The organism is Iodobacter arcticus (assembly GCF_042664895.1).
GTDB classification, from domain to species: Bacteria; Pseudomonadota; Gammaproteobacteria; order Burkholderiales; family Chitinibacteraceae; genus Iodobacter; species Iodobacter arcticus.
Map to the genome: position 1 here is coordinate 249,865 of NZ_JBHTBQ010000014.1, position 20,838 is coordinate 270,702.

General features: G+C 49.6%; 19 protein-coding genes. 2 read left to right on the plus strand and 17 right to left on the minus strand.

Annotation, left to right across the window (positions count from 1 at the left end):
• Positions 1-226 precede the first annotated feature (226 nt).
• The gene (locus ACFQNF_RS09195; RefSeq protein ID WP_380187696.1) at positions 227-1,270 is read left to right on the plus strand and encodes a hypothetical protein; all 1,044 of its coding nucleotides are present in this window, start codon (positions 227-229) and stop codon (positions 1,268-1,270) included.
• Between the two features lie 324 nt (positions 1,271-1,594).
• Here ACFQNF_RS09195 and acs read toward each other — a convergent pair whose 3' ends face one another.
• The 7 genes from acs to ACFQNF_RS09230 form a co-directional block, all read right to left on the minus strand.
• Positions 1,595-3,565: an acetate--CoA ligase gene (gene acs / locus ACFQNF_RS09200; RefSeq protein ID WP_380187697.1), complete on the minus strand. Its 1,971-nt coding sequence runs from the start codon at positions 3,563-3,565 to the stop codon at positions 1,595-1,597.
• Between the two features lie 211 nt (positions 3,566-3,776).
• Positions 3,777-4,067: a hypothetical protein gene (locus ACFQNF_RS09205; protein WP_380187698.1), complete on the minus strand. Its 291-nt coding sequence runs from the start codon at positions 4,065-4,067 to the stop codon at positions 3,777-3,779.
• Positions 4,068-4,229: 162 nt separating this feature from the next.
• Complete coding sequence (locus ACFQNF_RS09210) at positions 4,230-4,835, minus strand: class I SAM-dependent methyltransferase (protein WP_380187699.1); 606 nt, start codon at positions 4,833-4,835, stop codon at positions 4,230-4,232.
• A gap of 124 nt (positions 4,836-4,959) precedes the next feature.
• Entirely contained in the window at positions 4,960-5,565 is a 606-nt protein-coding gene (locus ACFQNF_RS09215) for a LysE family translocator (RefSeq protein ID WP_380187700.1), read from the minus strand.
• Between the two features lie 438 nt (positions 5,566-6,003).
• Positions 6,004-7,914, minus strand: a complete 1,911-nt coding sequence (locus ACFQNF_RS09220; RefSeq protein WP_380187701.1) for an esterase-like activity of phytase family protein — start codon at positions 7,912-7,914, stop codon at positions 6,004-6,006.
• 373 nt (positions 7,915-8,287) lie between these two features.
• Entirely contained in the window at positions 8,288-10,054 is a 1,767-nt protein-coding gene (locus ACFQNF_RS09225; protein WP_380187840.1) for a cation acetate symporter, read from the minus strand.
• 38 nt (positions 10,055-10,092) lie between these two features.
• Complete coding sequence (locus ACFQNF_RS09230; protein WP_380187702.1) at positions 10,093-10,401, minus strand: DUF485 domain-containing protein; 309 nt, start codon at positions 10,399-10,401, stop codon at positions 10,093-10,095.
• 229 nt (positions 10,402-10,630) lie between these two features.
• Here ACFQNF_RS09230 and ACFQNF_RS09235 point away from each other — a divergent pair, with 229 nt between their 5' ends.
• The gene (locus ACFQNF_RS09235) at positions 10,631-11,518 is read left to right on the plus strand and encodes a LysR family transcriptional regulator (RefSeq protein WP_380187703.1); all 888 of its coding nucleotides are present in this window, start codon (positions 10,631-10,633) and stop codon (positions 11,516-11,518) included.
• A gap of 115 nt (positions 11,519-11,633) precedes the next feature.
• On the opposite strand, the gene rpmG is transcribed toward ACFQNF_RS09235, so the two are convergent.
• From rpmG to ACFQNF_RS09285, 10 genes are all read right to left on the minus strand, one after another.
• Entirely contained in the window at positions 11,634-11,789 is a 156-nt protein-coding gene (rpmG, locus tag ACFQNF_RS09240) for a 50S ribosomal protein L33 (RefSeq protein ID WP_046350383.1), read from the minus strand.
• Positions 11,790-11,806: 17 nt separating this feature from the next.
• Positions 11,807-12,040, minus strand: a complete 234-nt coding sequence (rpmB, locus tag ACFQNF_RS09245) for a 50S ribosomal protein L28 (protein ID WP_082752868.1) — start codon at positions 12,038-12,040, stop codon at positions 11,807-11,809.
• Between the two features lie 348 nt (positions 12,041-12,388).
• Positions 12,389-14,728 carry a DNA translocase FtsK gene (locus tag ACFQNF_RS09250; protein WP_380187704.1) on the minus strand — a complete coding sequence of 780 codons (2,340 nt, stop codon included), beginning with the start codon at positions 14,726-14,728 and terminating at the stop codon, positions 12,389-12,391.
• A 107-nt stretch (positions 14,729-14,835) separates the two neighbouring features.
• A complete protein-coding gene (locus ACFQNF_RS09255; RefSeq protein ID WP_380187705.1) occupies positions 14,836-15,582 on the minus strand; it encodes a lysophospholipid acyltransferase family protein in 747 nt (248 codons plus the stop codon).
• Between the two features lie 119 nt (positions 15,583-15,701).
• The gene (locus ACFQNF_RS09260; protein ID WP_380187706.1) at positions 15,702-16,442 is read right to left on the minus strand and encodes a flagellar motor protein; all 741 of its coding nucleotides are present in this window, start codon (positions 16,440-16,442) and stop codon (positions 15,702-15,704) included.
• 33 nt (positions 16,443-16,475) lie between these two features.
• The gene (locus ACFQNF_RS09265) at positions 16,476-17,219 is read right to left on the minus strand and encodes an RNA polymerase sigma factor FliA (RefSeq protein WP_380187707.1); all 744 of its coding nucleotides are present in this window, start codon (positions 17,217-17,219) and stop codon (positions 16,476-16,478) included.
• A 35-nt stretch (positions 17,220-17,254) separates the two neighbouring features.
• Positions 17,255-17,830, minus strand: coding sequence for an ABC-type transport auxiliary lipoprotein family protein (locus tag ACFQNF_RS09270; RefSeq protein WP_380187708.1), 576 nt, complete (start codon positions 17,828-17,830; stop codon positions 17,255-17,257).
• Between the two features lie 67 nt (positions 17,831-17,897).
• Complete coding sequence (locus ACFQNF_RS09275) at positions 17,898-18,953, minus strand: MlaD family protein (RefSeq protein WP_380187709.1); 1,056 nt, start codon at positions 18,951-18,953, stop codon at positions 17,898-17,900.
• Complete coding sequence (locus ACFQNF_RS09280) at positions 18,953-19,699, minus strand: ABC transporter ATP-binding protein (protein ID WP_380187710.1); 747 nt, start codon at positions 19,697-19,699, stop codon at positions 18,953-18,955. Before ACFQNF_RS09280 ends, ACFQNF_RS09275 begins: the two co-directional genes overlap by 1 nt.
• Positions 19,699-20,775, minus strand: coding sequence for an ABC transporter permease (locus ACFQNF_RS09285; RefSeq protein ID WP_380187711.1), 1,077 nt, complete (start codon positions 20,773-20,775; stop codon positions 19,699-19,701). Before ACFQNF_RS09285 ends, ACFQNF_RS09280 begins: the two co-directional genes overlap by 1 nt.
• Positions 20,776-20,838: the final 63 nt, after the last annotated feature.

Below are 20,838 nucleotides of genomic sequence, written 5' to 3' on the forward strand. Positions count from 1 at the left end.
GCTACCGCTCCAAAATCAACGTGCCGAAGGCACTAAAAAGGTCTTTTTGACTTTGCTTAGCACGGCTTTACCCACCCCACAAAACCATACACCCGATGCCCTGGCTTTCCCTTCGTGAAACTCCTGTTCTCCGCGTCCTCCATACTTCAGGCTCAGGTTTTTTTACTTCGCTGAATCCTTGCGTTAAGGTGTCGCCATTGTTGAATCATGTATAGAAGCACTCCCAATGATAAATACTCCCCATTACTGCGAACTGAATGCCCAGCACCGCGCTGCGGCGGCTGCCCATGTGCACGATATTGTGAGCGTGGCGATTGGCCACGGTGCCGATGAAGCGGCTTTGATTGTTTACGATGTTGAATGCCCTTTGGCGCAGGTGTTGGCGGATAGTTACCGGCTGGCTTTGCCTAGTGCAGAAGCGATTGAAATCAGCAGCGTTGATAATGATGCGGTGATGGCGGCTTTTCATGCTCAGCCTGCGGGGGCTTTGGTGGTGTTGATTCAGTCGACGCATTTTCGCCTTGATGCCTATCGTTTGCGGGTGCAGTTGTTTAATCAAGAGTTAAAAGTGATCGAGCATGTGCATCTGGCGCGCATGGTGGCGGATGAAGCGCCTTTGTATATCGAATCGCTGGCTTACGATGCCGCCTATTATCGCGGCACGGGCACGGCCTTGCAGGCGCGGATTAATGTGGCTCCGCACGCGCGTATCAGCAGCGGCGTGGGCCATGAGCTGATCTACGCGGGGCCACTTGAGGGCGCTAAGTTGAATGTTGGCGATTACCGCCAAATGAAGCATATTGGTGGGCAGTTTCCGATTGGCGAAGTGTTTACCGAGGCGCGTGATTTAACGCAGCTAAGTGGCCGCGCCGATATTTTTGTGTTTGGGGATACTAGCTTTCATTGCAATTTTCCTGCCCTGCCGATTACTTTGATTGTTGAGCAAGGCTGCGTGGTTGGGGTGGAAAACAGCACGCCGTATTTTGATGAAGTGCTGGCCAAAATCCGCGCCGTTGAAGGCGAAGTATGGGTGCGTGAATTGGGCTTGGGCCTCAATCGTGCATTTAGCCAAGACCGAACCGTAAGCGATATCGGTACTTTTGAGCGGCAATGCGGCATTCATCTATCCCTTGGCGCTAAGCATGGCAGCTACAACAAGCCGCAATTTAAACGCAAAGACACACGTTTTCATATCGATGTCTTTGTCGCGGCAACGGGTGTGTATTTAGGCGATGAAAATGTCTATATCGATGGGCAATGGCGGGTGTGATAGGGGGTTGCAAGGGCATGTATTCGAAATGCAAGGGGCAGCAGATCGAGCTTCCCTGACACAATACGTAATGCGTATACTCAAAGGGGCTTAGCCCCTTTTTTTTGGCCCAATATTGATGGGATAGGCGAATATGCTCAAGTCATTTACTTCATAAACTACGCGAGTCTAGCAACATGCTGATTGAAGAACGTATTACGACTTTTTAAAAATGCAGGATGTTATACAAAAACACTTATTTACTTATTCCATGGTTAAAAAAAAGCCCCAAGCATAAGCTCGGGGCCTCAAAAGCTGCCGTGAAGCAGTATTTTCTATCTCTTATTACAGTGCGCTGTGGCGCAGTTGTTCTAGAATCGCCGGGTTTTCTAGGGTGGAAATATCCTGAGTGATTTCTTCACCCTTGGCGATATTTCTGAGCAAGCGGCGCATGATTTTGCCGGAGCGAGTTTTAGGCAGATTGTCGCCAAAGCGGATCTCGTCTGGCTGAGCAATTTTGCCGATCTCATGCGCTACCCATTCGCGTAGCTGCTTGGCAATCAACTTGCCTTCTTCGCCTTCAGGGCGATCGCCTTTGAGTACCACAAAGGCCACCACTGATTCGCCCTTGATTTCGTGCGGTCTGCCTACCACGGCGGCTTCTGCGACTAGTGGATTGGCGGCCAAAGCCGATTCAATTTCCATGGTGCCAAGGCGGTGGCCGGATACATTTAGCACATCGTCGATGCGGCCCATAATCCAGATATAGCCGTGCTCGTCGTAATGAGCCGAATCGCCAGCAAGATAGTACTTGCCGTTGAATTCATCCGGGAAATAGGTGCTTTTAAAGCGCGCGGCATCGTTATAAATGGTGCGAACCAAGGATGGGAAGGGGCGAGTAATCACTAGCGATCCCCCCTTGCCCGGCTCGATTGGCGCACCAGATTCATCCACAATGGCAGTCATAATGCCTGGTAGCGGCAGGGTGCAAGAGCCCGGTTTTGTGGCAACTGCGCCTGGCAATGGAGCGACCATATTCGAGCCAGTTTCGGTCTGCCACCATGTGTCTACAATCGGGCAACGGCCGCCGCCAATCACTTCGTGATACCACATCCACGCATCAGGATTAATCGGCTCACCCACTGTGCCCAAGAGGCGCAGGCTGGATAAATCGTATTGCTTAGGCAGATCGCCACCAAGCTTAATCAAGGACCTAATCGCGGTCGGCGCGGTGTAAAAGGTGGTGACTTGATGTTTTTCAATCATCGCCCAGAAGCGGCCAGCGTCTGGATAGGTGGGCACGCCTTCAAAGATAACTTGTGTTGCACCGATGCCCAGCGGGCCGTAAGCAATATAGCTGTGGCCGGTAATCCAGCCGACATCGGCGGTGCACCAGTACACATCGTCTTCTTTGTAATCGAACACCCATTTCATCGATACTTGCGTGCCAAGGAAGTAGCCCGCGCTGGAGTGCTGGATGCCCTTAGGCTTGCCTGTGGAGCCGGAGGTATATAGCACGAACAAAGGATCTTCGGCATTCATCCATTCTGGCTCGCAAATATCAGGCAAGCCTTTTACCAACTGATGCCACCAAACATTATTGCTCTCGCTCCAGTGATCTGGCTTGGTGCCGGTGCGCTGGAATACGATGACTTTTTCGACGGATTCGCAGTTGCCAATGCCCAGCGCTTCGTCTGTCATGGCTTTTAAAGGTGTGGCCTTGCCGCCGCGTACCGATTCATTGGCGGTAATCACAATCTTGGCGGTAGCGTCTTGGATGCGATCACGCAGCGCGCCCGCAGAGAAACCACCGAATACCACCGAGTGAATTGCGCCAATACGAGCGCAGGCCTGCATGGCGATCACGGCTTCTACCGTGTGTGGCATATAAATCACCACGCGATCGCCCTTGACCACGCCAAGGCTCTTTAAGCCGTTGGCGAACTGGCAAACGCGGTGATACAGCTCGCGGTAAGTGACGCGAGAGACTGAGCCATCGTCTGCTTCAAAAATAATCGCTACTTTATTCGCTTTGCTTTCAAGGTGACGGTCGAGGCAGTTGTAAGACACATTCATTTCACCGTCTTCAAACCACTTGAAAAACGGCGCATTCGATTCGTCCAATACCTTGGTAAAAGGCTTGCGCCAGCTGACTAACTCGCGCGCTAGATCGCCCCAAAAGCCTTGATAATCGCTATTGGCCTTCTCACAAAGGGTGTGATACCCCTCCATGCCGGATACATTGGCCTTGGTGCGGAAATCGTCGGAAGGTGGAAACAGACGGGTTTCCTTAAGTACGGAATCAATGCTGCTCATTTAGGCTTCCTTCTTGCAGAGATAGTCAGATAAATCGGATTAAACCCAGAGTATCAGCGGGGGCTGCCGCAAGGCTAATCGTGTTTTTTGATGGGGTGAATCAGAAAGACTGATGTGAGGGTTTTTACGTAGATGGCTGCTTTTCGTAGCAGCGGCTTTAGCCGCGAAAGCCTTGTTAACAGCTATTCGCGGCTAGAGTCACTGGTGTTTACTAATCTGCCCGCTCTGCAATTAGGCTATAGCTGAGCGGCAAGCGGGCCTCGTTTTGCTCTAATGCGGCATAAGTTACTGATATCTCATTGGGATATTCTGCAAAGTGGCGCAATTGCAAACCCTGCTGCAAGCAGCCGCCAATAATATCGGAGAGGGTGTGGGGAAACCAATAAGAAGGCGCACTGCCTGTCCCTTGGGTATCAATATATTCAGGCAGCATTTCATCAATAAAAGGCTCTTTGCGGAAATAAGAGCTATCCATCGCATGCGGCGGAATAGGGTTAAACATATCTAGGCTCTGTTGACGTTTGTTTCACAGCTGCGTTTGGCCCAGTTTTGGGGCTGAACAAGGCAAAAATTGCGACATGGTGCGAGTACCATTAGCGATTTTTAACGCAGTGCAGCCCCAAAAATGGGCCAAACCCGAAGGGCTGAGCCGGAAAACGGCCATTCACTGCGTTATGTTCCTTGGTAATAACCAGTTATTGCCTTCGTCACATGCCTTGTGACTGGCCGTTTTCCGGCTCAGCGCAGGTGCGAAACAAACGTCAACAGAACCTGGAATAGGGTGCTGCTCATAAATAAATAACTGCCCATTCGGCTTTAGCCATGAGTGAATCAATGCCAATAAGCGTGGCAAATTAGGCATCCACCCTAATACACCAACGGTGATATAAACCAGATCGAAAGAGCGCTGGCAGTGGTTTTTAAGATCAAAAATATCGCTGCAAATAAATTCAATATCAAGCTCTGCATGCCGGGCCAGTACTCTGGCTTGTTCAATAAACGAGTCGGAAATATCCACACCCACGCAGCGGCTAGCATCTGCGCGTTTTACACTGCATAGCTCCTGGCCGCTATTGCAGCCAATTTGCAGCACATCTTTACCATTAAGCGGAAACCGGGCAAACAGCTCTTTTTCTACCGCATCAAAGCTTGAGAACTCTGGGTTTTTAATTGCAGATAATAGTTGATCCAACCCTTCTTTCTTATTGATTTCGGCAGTTAAATTCCACATGCTGCGGTTGATTTCTGTGTAGTCAATTTTAGTATTCATTAGCAATACTCTTATTATTTAGCGTGTCAGTGTGTCAAAGATTAAAGCCTACTCTTTACAGCTAAGTGAAAACGCTGACTATTAATATATAAAAATGGCTAAAGCATGGGTGCGCTCATCGATTTTAAACCAATATATTTAGTTCACCTTGTAATAAAAATAAGGCTGTGATTGCCATCATCACTGCCATTGTGCCATTAAATAATTTTAATCGAGCAGGCACTAATAAATGTTGCCTTAATGCATCACCCAGCCATGCCCAGATGCAAATACAGGGTAGATTAATTAATGCACAAAGGGCGGCTAAGCTGATTACGGCGATGATATTATTTTGGCCAGCAGGCAAAAATAGAATAACGGTATTGAGCACCATCACCCATGCCTTAGGATTTACCCATTGAAAAAGCGCAGCAGCTAAAAAGCTCATGGGCTTGGCAGCTTCTTTGCCTTCGGGTGATGCGGCTTTCCATATTTTCCACGATAGCCATAATAAATAAGCACAGCCAATCACTCCTAAAATTGGGCGAGCTGTATTAATGCTGGCCATCACCCACGCTAATAAAATACCGACAATAAAAACTTGAATACCGTGGCCAATGCTAATGCCCAATAAATGCGGAATGCTGCGGCGAAAGCCAAAATTGCCACCAGAAGCCGCCAGCATGAGGTTATTAGGGCCAGGGGTGACGGACATCAGCGAGACATAGCTTAAAAGGGCAGGGCTGAACATGGTATTGACTCGCTTGGGGATAAGTCAGCTTATCTTAAAAGCAAAATAGGCATGGTTACAGTGTCATTTTCTGTAAATAGCGAGGGTTACAGTTGGCTAGTTGGTTACGAGCTGTTGATTTTCCTTTGGACGTATTTGACGCGAAGTACTAACACCTCGGGTGGTGGAAATTCATGCGGCGCAATGCCGTAGGCGATTGCGCTCTACGAATGGATGAGGTGTTAATTTGCCGTAGGGCGTATTCGACGCGCAGCGGCAATACGCCAAGATGGTGGAGAATTCATGCGGCGCAATGCCAGAGGCGATTGCGCCCTACGAATGAATGAGGTGTTAATTTGCTGTAGGGGGTATGCGAAGCGAAGCGGCAATACGCCAAAATGGTGGAAACTCATGCGGCGCAATAGTGATTACGCCGCATGAATGAGGCATAACTACCGTTTAATTTACGCTGTATTCCTTAATATCTTTTGGTAGTTTAAATAGCCACAGTCGTGAAGGGGCTTGAGTTGGGTCGCCTCGGCTGATATTTAATTTCACCGCATCGGCGGCGACGGCTACATCATCAATTTTGCAGCCGCTAAGCTTGCCTTCGGTGATTTTGCAATCGGTAGCGACTTTGCCTTTGGCATCTTGCAAGCTGGCTTTAACGTCAAAGTCATTATCGTTCACGATGGCGATGGTTTTGCCGTCTATCATGGCGAGGCCTTCTGATTTTTCTGCCAGATAGCCAAAGCCGCCGCCAAGCGCATCGTAGTCAAATAGCTTGGTGCGCTTCACCATTTGGATATTGGTCAGATCGGCTGCCGCGCCAAATTCCAGATCCCTTTTATCAGCCAAGGTTTTGTCGCTTAGATCGGTAGCGCTGCTGATATCGATCAGATAAATACTGCGGTGCATCAGGCCGTCTTTTTGAATGCCTTGCTCGATTAGCAGGAAGCGGGTGTCAGAAATCGCCAGCAGATCGCCAATTTTCAGCTCTTTGCTTTTGCCATAGTTGGCGTCAATCGGGTAGGCAAACATGCGTGTGGCCTTGGTGGCTGGGTCGTATTCGGCGATCCGCGTGAACTGCGCCTTGGTTGATTTGTTTTTCTTGCTGTCGGTGATTTCTAAATTGCTTTGTACTGCGGCGTAGATTTTTCCGCTGGCAGGAGCAATGGCGATGCCTTCAAAACCACGATTTGCTTGGCGATTGGCGAGCACGGCGGGCAGGCCTGCACCAGGGTAGAGTTTTTCGGCAATCTTGCCGGTTTTAGCATCGATGCGGATCAGGAAGGGGCCGTATTCATCGCAAATCCATAAATCACCATTTTTATCGACTGCGATTCCTTCTGGGTCGATGCCGTTTTTATCGGTGGCGAGGGTTTGCAATGTTTCGGATAGAGGCACTTCTTTGCTGGAGCCAACTTCATTGGCAGCCGTTGGGCGGCCCGTGGTTTTGCTGCCGTCGGCATTTAAAATATCCGTCACTGAAACAAGGCTGGCAATGCCGTCTTTTAAGCTCATTACGCCAAATTTAGGCGTGAAATCGGGCGCTGGGAATACTTTTGTGCTGCTGTCATCGGCCAGATTGGGCGAATCGGCATTGGGGCCGCGATCGCTCAATACATAAAACTCAATCGCGCCGTCTTTGGTTTTTTCTTTAAAGGCTAGTGCCGACCCCATGCTAAATGGGAAACCATTTGGGAAAGTGGCTTTTAGGCCCGCTAATGTTCCCGGATAGGCCACATTAAATTTGGGATCGACCACAATTTGATGCTTGGTAACGCTGATATCAGCGATCTTGCTGGTATTGTCTTTGCCAAATTGGCTGGCGAGTGTGGACTCAAAATGCTCGCTGGCTAAATTGCGATCACGTACTTTTAAGCCAAGTTTGGCGAGCTCTACGCCAAAGTCATTGTCATTCGCGGCTAATTTAAAGCTGGATTCTGTTAATGATTTTAATAAATCACGTTGAGCCGCTTCCAGCTTAATCCCATTACTTGGGTCGCCATCGCTATCCAGTGTTTGCAGTAATTGGGCGATATTAATCGCTTTATCGTTAAAGCCGCCGCTTAAATCGGCAGGGGATAATTTAGCGGTGGCAATGGCTTTACCTAATACCACGCCGCCAATTTTAAAGGTGATTTCATCCCCCACCTGATATAAATAAAACCCATCGGCCTTGGTGTATTGCGCACTTGGATTACTGGTGGTGCTGTACTCTAAGCCTTCTACGGCTGAGTCTTGAAATACGCCGCTGATAATAAAGGGTTTATTGTTAGTGCTGGTGGTGGTATCGGTGTTGTCGCTATTGCAAGCGGCTAATAGTGAGCTAAGCGCAATACTAAGCGCGATTGTGCTGCGTTTCATTGAATAACCCTTTTATTAAAATTAAATGAATAGTGCCATTTGAATATGACAAGGGGGTTAAAGTTGTGGTGTAAGCTAATGTGCTGATTGAATTCGTTTTATTTTTTTAGGGGGGGATTAATCAACCCTATCAACTTAAGCTTATTGCATTGGGTGAGTCGGCGTTTATAGGGTGTACAACGACGCAGTCGGAGCGCAAAGAACGGTGCGCAAGAAAAGCGACTTGCACACCCTATACAAAACCAACAATATTTTGACCTTAAGTTGATAGGATTGGGGTATTAATCCTTATGAAAATATATTTAATTATTAAATCAGCGTAATAAAAAACGCCATGCATTGCGCATGGCGTTGTATTTTTAATTAAACATTATTAATGTTTTGACGCACCTTCTGCACCCACTCCTGTCATGGAGCGGATAAATTGTGGCAAGAATGCGGCGCGCTCAGAGTCGGCCTGTGCGCTCTTATCGGTGATAGAGAAAATCCACGTCATCAGAAACGCTAAAGTCATTGAGAAAATAGCTGGGTTTTTATAAGGGAATAATTCGCTGCCCTTGGCATTGCCCAGTGTATCTACCCAAACGGCTGGCCCTAGAACAATCAATACCACCGCGCAGATCAACCCAGAGTAGCCACCAATCACGGCACCGCGAGTGGTTAAGCCTTTCCAGAACATGGATAAGAATAGGACCGGGAAGTTGGCAGATGCCGCGATAGAGAAAGCCAAACCCACCATAAAGGCGATGTTTTGCTTCTCGAACATAATGCCTAGCAAGATAGCGACTACGCCAAGGCCAACCGTTGCATATTTTGAGACGCGGATTTCTGTGGCTTCATCAACGCGGCCTTTACGCCAAACGCTGGCATAAAGATCGTGTGAAACGGCCGATGCGCCAGATAAAGTCAGCCCAGAAACCACGGCCAAAATGGTGGCAAAGGCAACAGCAGAAATAAAGCCAAGGAATAAATCGCCACCTACTGCGTGTGAAAGGTGGATCGCCGCCATATTAGAGCCGCCCAGCAACTTGCCTGCTGCGTCTTTATACGATGGATCGGTGGAGACCAGCATGATCGCGCCAAAGCCGATAATGAAGGTGAGGATGTAGAAGTAGCCAATAAAACCCGTGGCAACAAATACGGATTTACGTGCAGCCTGTGCGTCTTTTACGGTAAAGAAGCGCATCAGAATATGCGGCAAGCCCGCTGTACCAAACATCAGTGCAAGGCCAAGAGAAATCGCATCAATCGGGTTAGATACCAAGCCACCTGGTGCCATGATGTTTTTAGCGGCTTTCACTGCTGCTTTGGCGGCATCTGATGCTTTTTCGACTAGCGTAGCCGCATCAGGCGCATTGCTGGCTACGGCTTGTGCTGCAACTTCTGAGGCGGCAGAGGCTTTGATGGCTAAGAGCTGTGCCCCTGCTTGTTTAACATGCACCGCTTGGGCAAACATGCCTTCAACGCTGAAGTTCACATGTTTAAGCACCATAAAGGCCATAAAGCTTGCACCAGATAGCAGCAGCACGGCTTTAATAATCTGCACCCATGTGGTGGCCAACATGCCACCAAAAATCACGTAAATCACCATCAGCACGCCCACTAACACCACGGCGGTGTTGTAGTTCATGCCAAATAACAGCTGAATCAGCTTACCTGCACCCACCATTTGCGCGATCAGATACAGCGCCACCACAACCAGTGTGCCGGTTGCTGCAAAGGTACGCACTGGGCCTTGTTGCAGGCGATAAGAAGCCACATCGGCAAAAGTGTATTTACCTAAGTTGCGTAGGCGCTCTGCCACCAAGAAGGTAATCACTGGCCAGCCTACCAAAAAGCCTAGCGAGTAAATCAGGCCGTCGTAGCCGGTATCAAATACCAGTGCGGAAATCCCAAGGAAGGACGCAGCCGACATATAGTCGCCCGCAATGGCTAAGCCATTTTGAAAGCCGGTAATGCCGCCGCCAGCAGAGTAAAAATCTTTGGCAGAGCGGGTTTTGCGCGCCGCCCAGTAAGTCACCCCAAGGGTAAAGGCGACGAACATAAAAAACATAATGATGGCATGCCAGTTCATCGCTTGCTTAGTGACCGGGCCATCAATGGCGCCTGCTGCCCATGTTGGCAAGCTGGCAAGCGCCATAAGGGCACCGCAGCCTAGCTGCTTTTGCAATTTATGCATCATTGCTTTGCTTCCTCGATAATTTCACGGGTCAACTGATCGAACTCAGTAGCGCGGCGTACATAAATGCCAGTGAGCACGAAGGCCGATAAAATCACCATGATGCCAATGGGAATACCGATGGTGGTGACGTTGTTACTAGAAATCGGGATCCCCAGCGTGGAGGGGGAAAATGCGATGACCAGAATAAAACCGTAGTAAATCACCAGCATGACTGATGATAAAAGCCAAGAGAGGCTGGTTTTCTTCTGGACCAGTTCGGCAAATTTTGGATTGTGCTGAATACGGTCGATGATCGTTTCATTCATGCTTAGACTCCTCCTTTGATACAAGGTGGATCCCGGAAGGGACAACCGATCTGTAATGTAACGACAGCGATCTTTTCATGCTAATTGCAATTTTTGATGCACAAAATCAGCAAAGCTGATGTTGCGTTGCACTTTGCCTAGCGTTTAGGCAGATGCCTTATCTACACAGAGTATCGCCAATTCTGGTGAATAAGCTGACAGTGAGCCTATTTTTGAGCATACTTTCTGCATGGAAATCTACCAACTTCGCACTTTTATTGCCGTTGCACAGCAGGGGCATCTGACTCAGGCTGCAGAATTATTGCACCTGTCTCAGCCTGCCGTAACGGCGCAAATTAAGGCTTTAGAAGAAGAATTTGGCGTTCCTCTGTTTGAGCGTTTCCCCGGTGGCGTGCAGCTTACCGAGGCGGGAAAGCTATTGCAGCCGGATGCAGAAAACATCCTCGCTTTGGCGCGTGGCATGCAAAATCGCGCAAAAGCACTTGCTGGCGAGCCTAGAGGGAAAGTCAAAATTGGCACGATTGGTGTGCCAGCAAGGCTGCGTTTAGGATCTTGGCTGGCCCATTTGCGCGAGAAGTATCCGCTGATTTCGGCTCAAACGACTCATGGTATTTCGGTGAGTGTGTTAAATGATGTACGGAAAAAAGTGCTGGACGGTGGTTTTTATCTGGGGCGTAACCCTTATCAGAATGTCACTACCTTGCAATTGACCGAGATTGGCTTCTGTGTGGCTTTGCCACCAGCGATGGCGGGTGAGCTGGCCAATGCCGATTGGAAAGCATTGGGTAAAGTACCTTGGCTAGGTTTATCGCAATTTACTAGCCTTGCTGAAATTACTTTAGAGCTATGGCGCAGCCAGAACATCGCGCCAAAGATTGTGGGTGAGTTTGATGAAGAAGCAACGCTGGTAGAGCTTGTTAAAGCAGGCTTGGGGGTGGCGATTTTGGCAGAGCGGACGGCGAAGCGATTTGTAGCCGATGGCTCGATTGCCTTATGGCGAGGGGGGGAGATTGCGGTGCGAGTGCCTTTGCAATTTATTTATTCGGCAGACAGAGAGCAAGATCCGTTGATTAGCATGCTCAAAAGCTCGCTTAAAACTGAATGGGATTTGCCCTGATTTGTTGAGCAATAAAAAAAGCCAGATTAAGTCTGGCTTTTTTTGAGATGCCAGAAATACAAAAACCCCACCAAGGGCAGGGTTCGAGTATGAAGGCCACCGTACAACAACTGAATTACTTCAGCTTGGTTTCCTTGTAGATCACGTGTTTACGAACCACGGGATCGTACTTCTTGATTTCTAGCTTAGTTGGCATTGTGCGCTTGTTCTTGGTCGTTGTGTAAAAGTGACCAGTACCTGCGCTGGATTCCAGCTTGATTTTTTCACGCATGATTTCTTACCTCAGCCTCAAACTTCGCCACGAGCGCGGAGATCCGCGAGGACGACTTCGATGCCTAGTTTATCGATAGTACGGAGTGCTGCGTTAGATACACGCAGACGAACGAAGCGGTTTTCGCTTTCTACCCAGAAACGGCGGCTGTGTAGATTTGGAAGAAAACGACGCTTAGTCTTGTTATTGGCGTGGGAAACATTGTTCCCTGTCACTGGGCGCTTGCCGGTGACTTCACATACTCGTGCCATGGTCGGTAATTCCCTGACTTCTGAGAAAAACCGGATTTATAGCATAGATCCCCACTTTGTTTCAAGAGTTATGTCACTTTGCCCTAGGGGAGATCTGTTTTTTCTGCTGATATTTTGTCCGCTAGGCTAGGCTCTGCGCGGCTTGGGACTGGGTTTAGCAGATATTTGTAAATGTGCAAATATGATGGGTAAAAACAGCTGTGGCCTGGAGCTGTTTGCGGGCCGAAACTGACTCTTGAGCGGGGCGGTGATCTGATTCCGCTATGCGGAGCGGCTCCCAACTATTTTTATGCTGGGAGCGACTTGTTTCTATGTATGTGATGGAGTGAGGTGTGGTTTTGGAACTCTCTATTCGCCTGCAGGAGCTAGCACAGTGCGATTGCCGTTGGTTTCCATGCCACTGACTAGCCCTGAGGCTTCCATCTGCTCAATCAGCCTTGCAGCGCGGTTGTAACCGATGCGTAATTGGCGTTGTACGGATGAGATCGAGGCGCGGCGGCTTTTGAGTACAAAGGCCACTGCTTCGTCGTAAAGCGGATCGCTTTCGTTATTACTCTCGCTATTGCCGCCCCCAGCGGCCGCCTCGGCTTCAAAGCCACCATTCAAAATACCATCGATATAGTTAGGCTCGCCTTGTTGCTTGAGGTTTTCAACCACCTGATGCACTTCGTTATCGTCCACAAAGGCACCGTGCACGCGCAGAGGATAGCCGCTACCCGGTGGCAGGAACAACATATCCCCCTGGCCCAGCAAGGCCTCTGCGCCCATTTGATCCAGAATGGTGCGGCTATCAATTTTGCTTGATACCTGAAACGCTAGCCGAGTTGGGATATTGGCCTTGATCAGGCCGGTAATTACGTCCACGGATGGGCGTTGGGTAGCCAAAATCAAATGGATGCCAGCAGCACGGGCTTTTTGCGCGAGGCGCGCGATCAGCTCTTCAATCTTCTTACCCGCCACCATAATTAGATCAGCAAACTCATCCACTACCACAACGATAAACGGTAGGTGCTCAAGGCGTTCAGGATCTTCTGGAGTCAGCGTAAAGGGATTAGTGAGTGGTTTACCGGCTTTCTCGGCTTCGCGCACCTTTTGATTGAAGCCGGCCAAGTTACGCACGCCAAAGGTGCTCATCAGGCGATAGCGTTTTTCCATCTCGGCCACACACCAGTTCAGCGCGTTGGCGGCCAGCTTCATATCGGTGACCACAGGGGCCAGCAAATGCGGAATGCCTTCGTAAACCGAGAGCTCGAGCATTTTGGGGTCAATCATAATAAAGCGCACTTCATCGGCCGTGGCTTTGTAGACCAAGCTTAGAATCATCGCATTCACCCCAACCGATTTACCCGAGCCAGTCGTGCCTGCAACCAACATATGGGGTGCTTTGCCCAGATCGGTCACGATTGGCTTGCCAGTAATATCTTTACCCAGCGCAATGGTGAGTTTGCTGCTCATGGCGTGATAAGGCTCGGAGGATAAAATCTCTGATAGGCGAATCATCTGCCGTGTTGGGTTGGGGAGTTCAAGCCCCATGCAGGTCTTGTCCGGGATGGTTTCTACAACGCGAATCGAAACAAGGCCCAGCGCGCGGGATAAATCCTTCATCAAATTAACAATCTGCGAGCCTTTGACTCCGACAGCAGGCTCAATCTCGTAGCGGGTAATTACCGGGCCGGGATAGGCGGCAATCACTTTGACTTCTACATTAAAGTCGGCCAGTTTTTTCTCGATCAGCCTTGAGGTAAATTCCAGCGTTTCCTTGCTGATCGTTTCTTTAGCGGGCGGTGCAGGGGTGAGTAGTTTGATCGGTGGCAAGGCCTGGTTGCTGGCAATCACAGGTAAGTCTTCCGCATTAAACAGCGGCACTTGTGCGGCTTTTTGCTGCTCTTCCTGCGCTTTTTTGCTGAGCTTAGCGGCGATGGCGGGCGCTTCGGTGTGAGCTGCTTCTATGCGCACAGGGGGCTTATCATCAAAGCGTTTTTTCTCTGAAGTGACTTTCTCGCTGCGCTGCACTTTGGCTTCTCGGCCAATTTTTCGATCGCGCGATGCCTGAATGGCATCTTTTGCTTTAAGCGCGCTCAGCTCGATGAGGGCTCCCAAGTTTTCCATTAAATGCAGCCAGGATAGGCCGGTAAAGAGTGAAATACCGATGCAAATTGTGGCCAGCAAAAACAGTGTTGCACCAGAAAAGCCAAAGCTGAGATAGAGCCAGCCGCCCAGCGTCACGCCTAATATTCCACCCGGTGCTTGTGGTAATACGGCATGAATACTGTGTAAACGTAGCGCTTCAAAGCTAGAGCTGGCCAGAATAATGAGCAAAAAACCGATACAGGCAAAGAGTACCGTAGGGCGAGCGCCATCACTCACATGATCAATCCGGCGATAGCCCCATAAGATGGCGGCAAAGCAAAAGCCTACCCACCACCAAGCTGAAAAGCCAAATAAGTAGAGCAAGATATCGGCAACCCATGCGCCAACAGCACCGCCTCGATTGTGGATTTCAGGCCGGGTGGCGCTATGCGACCAGCCGGGATCTCCGGGGCTATAGGTGCTCAATACCAAGACGAGGTAAATCACTAAGACGACCAAAATAAACCACCATGATTCGCGTAATAAAATAGCGATCTGTGGTGGCAAGGCGGCGCGGCTGGATACATTCGCGACGTTTTTTTTACGAAATATGGCCATGTTTGGCTTGGTTGCTATGAATATGCCGCTAATTATAGCGGCAACATCCTACAAACAGCAGTTGACTGTTTAATTTGGGTAATAAGCCAATGGATTGGTGTGAAGGCTCACTCAAGAAAACGCTTTTGCCATTCTAAATAAAGCGCATAGGTATGGCGGGAGTAATCATCTTTATCTTTAAACTGGCTGGCTTCCAGCGGATCAAAAATATGATAGTGCGCTACCTTATTCGGCGAGCACATGATCTGCCCTATTTTTTGCAGTAGTGTGGTATTTGGGGCCCATTCAAAGGCTTCTTGTGCTTCGTAATGTAAAAATACCGGCAATATCGGCACCTTGGTTTCGAGAGACACGATAAACGCGCCGTATAAAAACTTATCCCACAGGCGGCGGCCCTTACAGCCTCCTTCCGGATAAAGCGCAATAGAATGTCCTGCATTAACCGCCGCAATCATATTGAGCAGCGCCGCGTGACGAGCATCTTTTTCTTCTCGTTTTACAAAGATAGTTCCCGCCGCTTCAGCAATCCGCCCTACAAACCACCAATTGCGCACTTCTTCTTTGGCTAAATTCCTAACAGGGAAAAAAGCGGGGATACCGACATCTTCTAAGGCCGAAGGATGATTGGCAATCAGGATATATTGAGCAGGGAGCGGATGCTTGTGGTGTTGATGAATGTGCAGTTCTACCCCTAGCGCGCTCACAAAACAGCGGCACCAAGCTTGAAATAATGAGGGGTACCAGGCAGATAAAAGTGGCACAGGCAGACGAGCAAGCAGCAGCATTAGTAGGGTAAAAGCAGAGAGATCAAGCCAGGCAAGGATAAGGCGTAGCCATTTGGCAAACCAGAGCATGGTGAAATCTCCGCAGGGCGATTGCGAATGAGGTTGGGTGGGAGTAAGCCGTGGTGGCTGGGTTTGAAATTATTTTGGCGGGTTGTCTCCGCCCTAAAATAATAATTTTGCTCTAGTTTTTAAGACAAAAATCCCGCTAGTTTATTTTCCAGTACCCGTGGATTTTCGCCGTTGGCGATGGTGACCAAGCCTTCTACCAGCATTTCACGGCGTCTTACTTCGGTTTGGATATGTTGCTTTAGTTTTTGTGCAATTGGCAGAAATAAGAGATTGGCCATGGCTACGCCGTAAATGGTGGCGACAAAGGCGACGGCGATCCCTGCTCCCAATTTGGAAGGATCGGTGAGGTTTTCCATCACATGAATCAGGCCCATTACCGCACCGATAATGCCGATGGTGGGGGAGTAGCCGCCGGCAGCCTCCCAAATTTTGGCGGCTGAGCGGGCGCGGTCTTCAAATACATCGATATCTAGCTCTAAGGCGCGGCGGATGACTTCGGGTTCGGCCCCATCGACAACCATTTGCAGGCCGCGTTTTACAAAAGGATCTTTCTCGCTTTGCACATAGGCTTCAAGTGCTAGAAGGCCACCACGGCGCGCTTGCTGGCCCCAGTTTACGAGTACGCCCAGTTGTTTTTTAAAATCGTGCTGTGGAGGGATAAAAATCCACTTCACCATTTTTAAACCCGCAATAAAATGATCTTGCCGTGTTTGCAGCATCACTGCACCGAGCGTTCCGCCGGTGACAATCAGAAAGGCAGTGGCTTGCATTAGAGATGCAACATGGCCGCCCTCTAGAATTTGCCCGAGAACAATCGCTGTTAAGCCAAGCAAAATGCCAAAAATACTAATCTTATCCATATTCCCTAATCTGCTTTTATTTATATATTTCGCTTATTGGCTTGTCCAATCGCCTAATCGGGCCCGCAGCCGGGCAATGGCCTGGCTGTGTAGTTGGCAAACACGGGATTCGGTTACGCTGAGCACGGCACCAATTTCTTTAAGATTGAGCTCTTCGTCGTAATACAGCGCCATGACGAGTTTTTCCCGTTCTGGCAGCACATCAATGGCTTCAATTAATTTTTGCTTAAAATGGGTTTCTGATAATTGATGCAATGGGTTTTGCGTTTGATCGGCAATATTGTGTTCGCTGTGATGGCTTTCTTCGTCTTCTTCAAAGTCATCTAAGTGCACAAGTTGATGGCCACGGGCCTCGGTCAGCATATCTTGGTATTCTTCCAGACTCAGCTGAAGGTAACTTGCCACTTCGCTTTCCAGCGGCGCTCTGCCCAGCTTATGCCCCAGCTTTACTAAGGCGGCTTCAATATCCCGCATATGTTTTCTAGCCTGGCGTGGCATCCAGTCTGCGCTTCTTAATTCATCCAGCATTGCGCCCCGAATACGTTGCGAGGCAAAGGTTTCAAATAATACACCTGCAGTCGGGTCAAAATTTTTGGCGGCTTCCATCAAACCCATCATGCCCACTTGGATTAAATCATCGACTTCCACGCTGGCAGGCAAACGGCTCACCAGATGATAGGCGATGCGTTTGACCAGTGAGGTATGCAGCGTAACGTAATCGTCTTCGCTGCTTGCCTGGGTCTGCCGATAAAGGGAAAGTGCGCGTGGCGCGGCCATGAGTTTCTACTGTGAGGTGGCAAAGTCAGTTTAGCCTAGGGAAGTGAAATCAGCGTGCTTTCTAGTTGCTTAAGCGTGTTTGCAAGCGCGCGATCCAATCCTGCTGCAATTTCATTGGCCGTTGTGCCAGTTAAAGGTTCATTTGCCGTAAGAATAGTATCGAGTATAACAGGGGAATTCGCCGAGCTTAAGCGTATATGCAGTTTTGCTACTGCAAGGGGCTGGGCTTGCAGGTCGGTATGAAGTGTGAGCAATTCCCCAGATAATTGGTAATCTCCTGCTTGTTTAGCAGCCAGTGGCAGTACTTCGCTAAATAAGCCACTGGCTTGCAGCCAGCGTTGGGCGCTTAAGGTGAGCAGCTGCGCAGGCGGGGATAGCCATTCACGATAGGGGTCTTTTACAAAACGCTGGGCGCTTTCCCTGTAAAAGAAACTGCGTTCGGCAAAGGGGGCTTGAGCGCTGAAAGGCGCAATTTGTAAGCTGCCCTTAAAGTGCTTTGCTTGCGCCATACCCGTACGTTCTGCAACGGGAAGGTAAGTTTCTTTAATAGGAATAGCTGTGCCACAGGCGGCTAAGAGAGCGGTGCAAAGTAAGACGATCAGTTGTTTCATCAGGTGTTGTCATCAATATAAAAGCGATTCAATGGAGGTGGGATTGCCACTTTTGTGCTTTTTGAAATCATTTGTTAGCCGCAGGCAGCACATAGGGCGCTGGCGGTTTGCCTAGCAGCAGGCCGGTGGGATTGGCGCGGGCCGATTCGCTGATGACACGCAAGTCTTCGCTGATTTGCTGCATATTATTGAGAGTGCTGTCTAAGCCGCCTTCGTGCTGAGCAAGCAGCCGGTCCAGGCGATTTAAGCTGCTTTCCATTTTTTGTAAGCTGCCTGCTAAGCTGGGGTTTTCAAGCAGTGCCCTTGCTTGTTTGCTGCTGGCAGCCAAATCGCCAGGCATACTGGCCCATGCCGGATCGGCTAGTAATTTTTGAATGGATTGATTGCTGGCACGCGCTTCGTGCATCAAGCCACTGGCCTCGGTGCTTAATTCATTAAAGGGAATTTTTTCCAGCTTCTCCATAATGACGAGCATTTTTTTGGTTAAGGCTTGCAATGGCACTTCGTCCATCTTGGTATTGGCCGTGCTTAATAGCTTGTTCAAATTGCTGATTAGCCCTTCGATATCCAGTTTTTGCAGCCGCAATGCGAGGTTTTGGGTGCTGTTTACTAATTGGGCGACGGTGCTGCGAGTCGACGGAATATAGAGATTTTGCGGTTGCCATTCTATGGCTAGGATGGGATTGCGGCCTGGATCCTGATAATCAATTTCTAAGTAGCTCGTGCCGGTTAAGCCTTGTGGATTAAGCCTGACACGCAGGCCTTTATCGATTTCCTTGCTGAGATAGCTTTGATCAGGAAACGGCATGCTTTTGCCGCCAAATAATTCAGGGCGCAGCTTGGCCTCGATCAGCACATATTGCTGGCGCTCGCCAGGCTCTAGTTCCTGCTCATAGCGGGAATAAGTAAAACCTATATGGCTGACCTCTCCCACAATCACGCCCCGGTATTTTACTTTGGAGCCAATATCGATACCTTGTACCGATTCATTAAAGTAGCTTTCCAGCGTAATGGTGGTGCGAGTCCAGCGTCCGGCACCAAAGGCAATCGCAAGGATAATGCAGATGCTAAATGCGGCAAGTACAAAAACGCCGAGTCTGAAATATTGCTTTTGAGCACTCATCAATAAATATGCCGATTAAAGAAATGACTAATACGTGGGTCGGAGTGACTGGCCAGCTCTGAAGGCGGGGCAATAGCTAACACGCCCTGAGTTTCCTTATCGAGCATGATGGCCCGGTCGGCAATGCTGAAAATACTGGCTAGCTCGTGCGTTACCACAATAAAGGTGGTGTGCAGGCTATGCGCTAATTGCAAAATCAAGGCATCTAATTCTGCTGCCGTGATGGGGTCTAGCCCCGCTGATGGCTCGTCTAAAAATAAGACTTGTGGGTCGAGCGCCAACGCTCGGGCAATGGCCGCGCGCTTTTGCATGCCGCCTGATAAAGCACTGGGCAAAAAATCGGCATAGGCTTCTAGCCCTACTAAGCGCAGCTTTAAACGGGCTACTATCTCGCGGGCTTCTGCACTGAGCGCGGTATATTCTGCCAGCGGCAGCATGACGTTTTCTAGTACGGAGAGCGAGCCAAATAGCGCGCCCGATTGATACATCACCCCAATGCGGGCCAAAATGCGCTGCCGCGTTTCGCCAAGCGCATGAATAATATCTTCGCCGCCAATTAAAACTTCGCCTTGGCGCGCGGGCAGCAAACCAATCATATGCTTGAGCAGGGTGGATTTGCCGCAGCCTGATCCGCCTAAGATGGTAATGATTTCGCCCTTACGAACCTCAAAGCTCACATCACGCAAAATAATACGATCGCCGTAGCCGCATTGCAGCTGCTTTACTTGAATAATGGCGTCGCTCATTACCAGCCCGCCAGATAAAAAACAAAAGCAAACAAGCCATCGCTCACCACAATTGCCACAATGCTACTGACGACCGCTTGCGTGGTAGCTGCGCCCACTGCACTAGCTCCGTTGCCTGCTTGCAAGCCGCGATAGCAGCCAATCAGTGCGATCTCCAGCCCAAATACGGCGGCTTTAAACAAACCGCCGGTAAAATCGCCTAAATCAACAATGGTTGAAACACGGGTGATATAGGTTTGGATGGGAATATTAAAACTCAGCATCACGATGGCTGCGCCGACGAGGCCAATCAGTACTGCGCAGGCAGAGAGCAGCGGTGCCATGAGCGTGGTGGCGATAATTCTGGGTAGCACCAGATAGCGGACCGGGTTGAGGCCCAAAGTCACTAAGGCATTCAGCTCTTCGTTGACTTTCATGCTGGCTAGCTCAGCCGCAAAGGCCGCGCCTGTGCGCCCCGCTAATAAAATGGCCATCATTAAGGGGGCGAGTTCCCGTACCAGCGATAGGCCGACTAAATCAGCCACAAATACCTCAGCGCCAAACTGTCGCATCGGAATGGCCGATTGAAACGCCAAAATCATCCCCAGCAAGGCGGCAATCAGGGCCACGATGGGCAGTGCGTCTGCGCCATTTTTACTGGCCGTGGCGAGCACTTCGCGGATTCTTAATTTGCTTGGGGCCAGCAAGACCTGATGTACGGCAGCACTTAGCTCCCCCAAGTAAGTGATGGCGATGCGTAGTGCTGTTTTGTGTTCTGCCGTGGCTTTGCCTAGTGCGGTAAGCCAGCCGATTGGGGATGGTGGTGCTGCTTTAAAAAGAGGTTTTTCAATTTGAAAAACATCGAGTAATTCGGCAAAGGGCGGGGCCAGATGATGAATAGTGGCTCCACCTTGAGCCAAGGTATAAAAAAGCGCCACACCCGCGCCATCACAATAAGTCACGCCGCTGGCGTCTACTTCGCAAGCGCCCGCTTGGCGAATTTTTGCCCATAGTGGGGCAACAGTTTGTGCATCCAAGCGGCCAGAGAGCTGCAGGGTCATGCTTTGGGATTGGGTGCTGATTTCAAGCTGAGCCATTAAAAACCCCAGCGAGGAAAAAGAATAGGATTAAGCCTTGAATCTTGGCTGAGGATCTTGATC

Excerpts from the sequence above, each read along its gene's own strand:
- ACFQNF_RS09195 (WP_380187696.1), top strand. The coding sequence starts at position 227 with ATGATAAATACTCCCCATTACTGCGAACTGAATGCCCAGCACCGCGCT.
- acs (WP_380187697.1), bottom strand. The coding sequence starts at position 3,565 with ATGAGCAGCATTGATTCCGTACTTAAGGAAACCCGTCTGTTTCCACCT.
- ACFQNF_RS09205 (WP_380187698.1), bottom strand. The coding sequence starts at position 4,067 with ATGTTTAACCCTATTCCGCCGCATGCGATGGATAGCTCTTATTTCCGC.
- ACFQNF_RS09210 (WP_380187699.1), bottom strand. The coding sequence starts at position 4,835 with ATGAATACTAAAATTGACTACACAGAAATCAACCGCAGCATGTGGAAT.
- ACFQNF_RS09215 (WP_380187700.1), bottom strand. The coding sequence starts at position 5,565 with ATGTTCAGCCCTGCCCTTTTAAGCTATGTCTCGCTGATGTCCGTCACC.
- ACFQNF_RS09220 (WP_380187701.1), bottom strand. The coding sequence starts at position 7,914 with ATGAAACGCAGCACAATCGCGCTTAGTATTGCGCTTAGCTCACTATTA.
- ACFQNF_RS09225 (WP_380187840.1), bottom strand. The coding sequence starts at position 10,054 with ATGGCGCTTGCCAGCTTGCCAACATGGGCAGCAGGCGCCATTGATGGC.
- ACFQNF_RS09230 (WP_380187702.1), bottom strand. The coding sequence starts at position 10,401 with ATGAATGAAACGATCATCGACCGTATTCAGCACAATCCAAAATTTGCC.
- ACFQNF_RS09235 (WP_380187703.1), top strand. The coding sequence starts at position 10,631 with ATGGAAATCTACCAACTTCGCACTTTTATTGCCGTTGCACAGCAGGGG.
- rpmG (WP_046350383.1), bottom strand. The coding sequence starts at position 11,789 with ATGCGTGAAAAAATCAAGCTGGAATCCAGCGCAGGTACTGGTCACTTT.
- rpmB (WP_082752868.1), bottom strand. The coding sequence starts at position 12,040 with ATGGCACGAGTATGTGAAGTCACCGGCAAGCGCCCAGTGACAGGGAAC.
- ACFQNF_RS09250 (WP_380187704.1), bottom strand. The coding sequence starts at position 14,728 with ATGGCCATATTTCGTAAAAAAAACGTCGCGAATGTATCCAGCCGCGCC.
- ACFQNF_RS09255 (WP_380187705.1), bottom strand. The coding sequence starts at position 15,582 with ATGCTCTGGTTTGCCAAATGGCTACGCCTTATCCTTGCCTGGCTTGAT.
- ACFQNF_RS09260 (WP_380187706.1), bottom strand. The coding sequence starts at position 16,442 with ATGGATAAGATTAGTATTTTTGGCATTTTGCTTGGCTTAACAGCGATT.
- ACFQNF_RS09265 (WP_380187707.1), bottom strand. The coding sequence starts at position 17,219 with ATGGCCGCGCCACGCGCACTTTCCCTTTATCGGCAGACCCAGGCAAGC.
- ACFQNF_RS09270 (WP_380187708.1), bottom strand. The coding sequence starts at position 17,830 with ATGAAACAACTGATCGTCTTACTTTGCACCGCTCTCTTAGCCGCCTGT.
- ACFQNF_RS09275 (WP_380187709.1), bottom strand. The coding sequence starts at position 18,953 with ATGAGTGCTCAAAAGCAATATTTCAGACTCGGCGTTTTTGTACTTGCC.
- ACFQNF_RS09280 (WP_380187710.1), bottom strand. The coding sequence starts at position 19,699 with ATGAGCGACGCCATTATTCAAGTAAAGCAGCTGCAATGCGGCTACGGC.
- ACFQNF_RS09285 (WP_380187711.1), bottom strand. The coding sequence starts at position 20,775 with ATGGCTCAGCTTGAAATCAGCACCCAATCCCAAAGCATGACCCTGCAG.